Below are 5,268 nucleotides of genomic sequence, written 5' to 3'. Positions count from 1 at the left end.
GCCCGCCCGCCGGCCGCACCGCCCGCTCGGGCGCGGTCACCGTGGGGGGCCCCCCGGCGGCCCGGCGGGGGCCCCGCCGGGGCAACAGGGCCACGCCCTCGGCGGCGCCGGACAGCAGCAGCACCTGCTCGGCCGGGCGGTCGTGGCGGGCGGCCACGGCGGCGCCCGCCGCCTCGTGCTCGGCGGCGCTCGGGTAGCGGCCGAGGTCGTCCAGGCGGGCGGCCAGGCGCGCGCGCAGCCACGGCGGCGGGGCGCTGCCCTGCACATTCACCGCGAAATCGAGCAGCCCGGGTCGCGCGTCGACGTCGCCGTGGTGGCGCAGCGCGGCGTGATCGACTGTGTCGGAGGGCACGACCGAACACCCTACGTGGCGGCCCGGGCACGGCGACGGCCAGAATGGCTGGTGTGGGTGAGCTGCACATTTCGTTCGTCTGTACGGGCAACATCTGTCGTTCGCCGATGGCGGAGAAGATGTTCGCCCACCATCTGCGCCTGGCCGGGCTGGCCGACCGGGTGCGGGTCAGCAGTGCGGGCATCCAGTCCTGGCACGTCGGTCGCGAGGCCGACGAGCGCACCACGGCCACCCTGATCCGGTCCGGCTACCCGACCGGTCACGTGGCCGCCGTCGTCGGCGACGATCATCGCGACGCCGACCTGCTCGTCGCCATGGACACCGGCCACGAGCGCGCGCTGGCCAGGCTCGGGGTGCCCGCCGAGCGCAGGCGGCTGCTGCGCAGCTTCGACCCCGACGCCGACGGCCCGGACGTGCCCGACCCCTACTACGACGACGAGGCCGCCTTCGAACTGGTCCGCGACCAGATCGAGGCCGCCGTGCCCGGCCTGCTGGCCTGGACGCGTGCGGCCCTCGGCGAACCGGTGGCCGGCGGGCGGGCGTGATGCGCAAGCTGAGTTTCCTGCTGCGGCCGAGCTGGGTGATCCTGGCGGTGGTCGTGGTGGCCTTCGCCTACCTGTGCTTCACCGTGCTAGCGCCCTGGCAGCTGAACAAGAACAGCAGCACCGAGGAGCGCAACGATCTGATCGCCGAATCGGTGCGCGCCGAGCCGGTCCCGGTGACCGAGGTGCTCGCCGCGCCCGTCGACAGCCGCGCCGAGTGGCGGCGGGTGGTCGCCACCGGCGATTACGTGCCCGGCTCGACGGTGCTGGTGCGGCTGCGCCACCTCGACGGCGCGCCCGGTTTCGCGGTCCTCGCGGCCTTCCGCCTGACGGACGGCCGCGTGCTGCTGGTCGACCGCGGTCTCGTCGCGGGCGTGGACGGCTCCCGCGCCCCCCGGATCGACGAGCCGCCCGCCGGTCCGCAGCGCATCGAGGCCAGGGTGCGCGATTCCGAGGGCGTGAGCCCCGACCGCCCGCCGTTCACCGAGGAGGGCTACCGCCAGGTCTACTCCATCGACGTCACCCAGGCGGGCACGGTCATGGATCTGCCGCTCACCCCGCTGCCGGTGAGCGAGCGCGGCGGATACCTGCAATTGACCGAGGACCAGCCCGGGGCCTTCCGTCCCACCCCGCTCCCCCAGCTCGACGCGGGTCCCTACCTGTCCTACGGCCTGCAATGGCTGGCCTTCGGCATCATGGCCCCGCTCGGCCTCGGGTACTTCGTCGTCGCGGAGATCCGGGAGCGGCGCAGGAACAAGGACGCCGCCGCCTCGGACACCTCCCCCGAACCTGCCACCGAGCCGGGGGCACCGGAGTCCGCTCCGAGCCGGGTCGAGCCGACCGCGCGGCAGTCGCCGGACACGACCGAGGCGGATGGCGCGAAGCCCCGGGCCGCCGAGCCTGCCTCTGCCCAGAAGAACACTCAGGCCCGCCTCGCCGATCGCTACGGCCGCAACCGCTGACCTCGTCGCACCGGCGTCCTGGCCGGTCGCCGCGGCGCGCAGGGGCGGGTCAGCGGCGACGGCGCAGCAGCACAGCGAGCGCGGCCGCGCAGCCGACGGCCGCCAACTGCACCGCCTCGGACAACCGCACCGCGCGTCGCAGATCCGGCACGGCGGGGGCGGGCCCCTCCCCGAGGGTCGGCCGCTGTTCGGTGCCGTGGCGGTAGCGGGTGGGCCCGCCGAGCCGCACCCCGAGCGCACCGGCGGCGGCGGCCTCGACCACCCCCGCGTTGGGGCTGGGATGGCTGCCCGCGTCACGGCGCCAGGCGGCCAGGGCCGGGCCGGGGCGACCACCGACGACCGGGGCGACGGCGACGGTGAGCAGTCCGGTGAGCCGGGCGGGAGCGAGGTTGACCAGGTCGTCGGTGCGGGCGGCGGCCCAGCCGAAGCGTTCGTAACGGTCGTTGCGGTAGCCGACCATGGCGTCGAGGGTGTTGATCGCGCGATAGCCGAGCAGGCCGGGCACCCCGGCCACCGCCCCCCAGAACAGCGGCGCCACGGCGGCGTCGGAGGTGTTCTCGGCGATGGATTCGAGGGCGGCGCGGGCCAGGCCGTCGGCGTCGAGGACCGCCGGGTCACGGCCGCAGAGCGAGGGCAGCAGCGCGCGGGCGCCGTCGATGTCGCCGTGTTCGAGGCAGTCGGCCATGCGGTGGCCGGTGCGGGCCAGGCTGCGACCGCCGAGGACGGTCCAGGTGGCCAGCGCGGTCACCGCGACGCCGCCGCCGGCCCGGCGCAGCACCGCGCCGAGACCGAGCACCGCGCCGACCGCGACCGTCTCGTGCAGCACGCCCGCGCCGCGCCGGTCCGCGTAGGTCAGTGATTCGAGTGCCGTCGCCGCCGTGCCGAATCCGGCGACCGGGTGCAGGCGCGCCGGATCGGCGAACACGCGGTCGAGCGCGAAGCCGAGCAACAGACCGGTCGCGGTCGAAATCCCCGTACGCACCGGGCGAGCCTAACGAGCGGGCGACGGGTGGCGCGCACGGTGTCCCGGCGGCCCCACCCACCGGTGTCACACTCGAGGGCGCGGCGTCGTCGTCCTCGTGACAGCAGACAAGCTCGTCACAGCGGACAGCTCATCACAGCGGACACAGCGAACAGCGATCACGCTGCGGCTCGAACGAAACGGTGGAAACGATGACCTCACCCGAACCCGGCGCCCCGGACGACTCCTCGGCCGATATCCCGGACGGCCCCGGGCGTATCGACGGGGCCGAACTCGCTCGACGCTTCGAGGAGCACCGCCCCTACCTGCGCAGGCTGGCCTACAGCACGCTCGGCAGCCTCTCCGACGCCGAGGACGTGGTGCAGGAGGCGTGGCTGCGGCTGCAACGCCAGCCGCGGCCGGAGCAGATCGACAATCTGCGGGCCTGGCTGACCACCGTCACCGGCAGGCTCGCCCTCGACCAGCTCGGCTCGGCGCGCGCCCGCCGCGAGCAGTACGTGGGTGACTGGCTGCCGGAGCCCGAGGTGACCACCTGGGAAGACCCCGCCGACCGGGTGAGCCAGGACGAGCGGGTCACCACCGCCCTGCTGGTGGTGCTGGAATCCCTGTCTCCCGCCGAGCGCACGGCCTTCGTCCTGCAGGATGTCTTCGGCATGAGCGGCCCCGAGGTCGCCGAGGTGGTCGGCCGCACGCCCGCCGCGGTGCGCCAGCTCGCCTCCCGCGCCCGCAAGCGCGTCGAGCAGGGCACGCCCCGCTTCCCGGCCTCGGTGGAGGAGCAGCAGCGGGTCGTCTCGGCCTTCTCCGTGGCCTGGCGCAGTGGCGACCTGAGCGCCCTGGTGAAGGTGCTCGACGCCGACGCCACCTTCACCGCCGACGGCGGCGGCAAGGTGCCCGCCATCCGCCGGGCCGTCACCGGCGCGGAGATCATCGCCAAGCTGCTGCTCGGCTGGTACCACAACCCCGCGGCCGGGAACGCCTGGAGCAAGGCGGTACTGGTCAACGGCAGGCCGGGGCTCTACGTCTTCGACGGCACCCACGGCGGCGTGTGGTCGTTCACCGTCGACGCCGGGCGCATCGTGTCCATCGACGTGGTCCGCAACCCGGACAAGCTGCAGGATCTGCCCGCGCTCGAGGAGGGCGAGCCGGATTGGTTCCTGCGCGCCGGGCAGTGAGGGCCCGGTTCACCCCGCCGGGGTGGCGACCATGCCGTGCGCGGCGGCGACCTGCTCCGACACCAGCGAACCCGCGTCGACGGTCAACCCGGCGGCGAGGTCGGGCCGGTGCGCGCAGGCCCGCCGCCAGCCCTCGCCCGCGATGGCCAGCACGTACGGCAGGGTGGCGTTGGTGAGGGCGAGTGTGGCGGTGTGCGGGACCGCGCCGGGCATGTTGGCCACGCAGTAGTACAGCGCGCCCGCCACCGGGAAGGTCGGCGCGGCGTGCGTGGTCGGGTGCGAGCCCTCGAAGCAGCCGCCCTGGTCGATGGCGATGTCCACCAGCACCGCGCCGGGCCGCATGCGGGCGACCATCTCGGTGGTCACCAGCTTCGGCGCCCGCGCGCCCGGCACCAGCACCGAGCCGATCACCAGGTCGGCGTCCAGCACCGTCCGCTCGATCTCGGCGGCATTGGACGCCAGGGTGGCGATGCGGCCGTGGTAGGCGGTGTCGAGGCGGCGCACCCGGGCCAGGTCGGTGTCGAGCACGCTGACCCGCGCGCCCATCCCGGCGGCCACGGCGGCGGCGTTGCCGCCCGCCACCCCGCCGCCGAGCACCGCCACGTGCGCGGGCCGCACGCCGGGCACGCCACCGAACAGCACACCCGCCCCGCCGAGCGGGGCCATCAGGTGATAGGCGCCGACCTGTGCGGCCAGCTTGCCCGCCACCTCACTCATCGGCGCGAGCAGCGGCAGCGAGCCGTCGGCCGCGCGCACCGTCTCGTAGGCGATGGCGGTGGTGCCCGAGGCCAGGATCGCCTCGGTGCACTCCCGCGAGGCCGCGAGGTGCAGGAAGGTGAACAGCACCTGCCCCGACCGCAACAGGCCGAACTCGGCGCGCACCGGCTCCTTGACCTTCAGCACCAGCTCGGCCTCACGCCACACCGAGGCCGCGTCGGCCGCGATCCGCGCCCCCGCGGCCGCGTAGGCCGTGTCGGGGAAACCGGACCCGACGCCCGCCCCGCGCTCCACCAGCACCTCGTGCCCGTGTCGCGCCAGCTCCCCCGCGCCCGCCGGGGTGAGCGCCACCCGGAACTCCTGCTCCTTGACCTCCCGTGGCACACCGATTCGCATACCCCATCGTCTACCCGCGCCTGCCCGCGTGCCAGGACCGTCGGGGGGGCGGGGCCCGCCCGGGGGGGGGGGGGGGGGGGGGGGGTGAGCGGCCGGGGGGGGGCCCGCGGGGGGGGGGGGGGGTGTTGTGAGCAGGAGTGTGTTT

Annotated in this window: 5 protein-coding genes and 1 pseudogene; 3 read left to right on the top strand and 3 right to left on the bottom strand. The window is 75.2% G+C overall.

From position 1 onward, the window contains the following. Positions 1-352, bottom strand: a pseudogene (locus QH283_RS00305) (Rv2231c family pyridoxal phosphate-dependent protein CobC); the annotation flags it as partial. 44 nt (positions 353-396) lie between these two features. Here QH283_RS00305 and QH283_RS00300 point away from each other — a divergent pair. Further along, positions 397-897, top strand: a complete 501-nt coding sequence (locus QH283_RS00300) for a low molecular weight protein-tyrosine-phosphatase (RefSeq protein ID WP_280501016.1) — start codon at positions 397-399, stop codon at positions 895-897. After that, on the top strand, positions 897-1,856 hold the full coding sequence (locus QH283_RS00295) for an SURF1 family cytochrome oxidase biogenesis protein (RefSeq protein WP_280501015.1): 960 nt from the start codon (positions 897-899) through the stop codon (positions 1,854-1,856). The genes QH283_RS00300 and QH283_RS00295 overlap by 1 nt, the downstream gene beginning before the upstream one ends. A 49-nt stretch (positions 1,857-1,905) precedes the next feature. On the opposite strand, the gene QH283_RS00290 is transcribed toward QH283_RS00295, so the two are convergent. Then, complete coding sequence (locus QH283_RS00290; RefSeq protein WP_280501014.1) at positions 1,906-2,838, bottom strand: cobalamin biosynthesis protein; 933 nt, start codon at positions 2,836-2,838, stop codon at positions 1,906-1,908. Positions 2,839-3,029: 191 nt separating this feature from the next. Here QH283_RS00290 and sigJ point away from each other — a divergent pair, with 191 nt between their 5' ends. Then, positions 3,030-4,010: an RNA polymerase sigma factor SigJ gene (sigJ, locus tag QH283_RS00285; RefSeq protein WP_280501013.1), complete on the top strand. Its 981-nt coding sequence runs from the start codon at positions 3,030-3,032 to the stop codon at positions 4,008-4,010. A 9-nt stretch (positions 4,011-4,019) separates the two neighbouring features. Here the strand turns inward: sigJ and ald are convergent, their stop codons facing one another. Next, on the bottom strand, positions 4,020-5,123 hold the full coding sequence (gene ald / locus QH283_RS00280; protein WP_280501012.1) for an alanine dehydrogenase: 1,104 nt from the start codon (positions 5,121-5,123) through the stop codon (positions 4,020-4,022). Positions 5,124-5,268: the final 145 nt, after the last annotated feature.

The organism is Nocardia farcinica, assembly GCF_029867845.1.
In the GTDB taxonomy this organism is placed as follows: Bacteria; Actinomycetota; Actinomycetes; order Mycobacteriales; family Mycobacteriaceae; genus Nocardia; species Nocardia farcinica_A.
Note: the sequence above shows the minus strand (reverse complement) of the source record. Positions and strands in the feature narration are given on the sequence as shown.

Excerpts from the sequence above, each read along its gene's own strand:
- ald (WP_280501012.1), bottom strand. The coding sequence starts at position 5,123 with ATGCGAATCGGTGTGCCACGGGAGGTCAAGGAGCAGGAGTTCCGGGTG.
- QH283_RS00300 (WP_280501016.1), top strand. The coding sequence starts at position 397 with ATGGCTGGTGTGGGTGAGCTGCACATTTCGTTCGTCTGTACGGGCAAC.
- sigJ (WP_280501013.1), top strand. The coding sequence starts at position 3,030 with ATGACCTCACCCGAACCCGGCGCCCCGGACGACTCCTCGGCCGATATC.
- QH283_RS00295 (WP_280501015.1), top strand. The coding sequence starts at position 897 with ATGCGCAAGCTGAGTTTCCTGCTGCGGCCGAGCTGGGTGATCCTGGCG.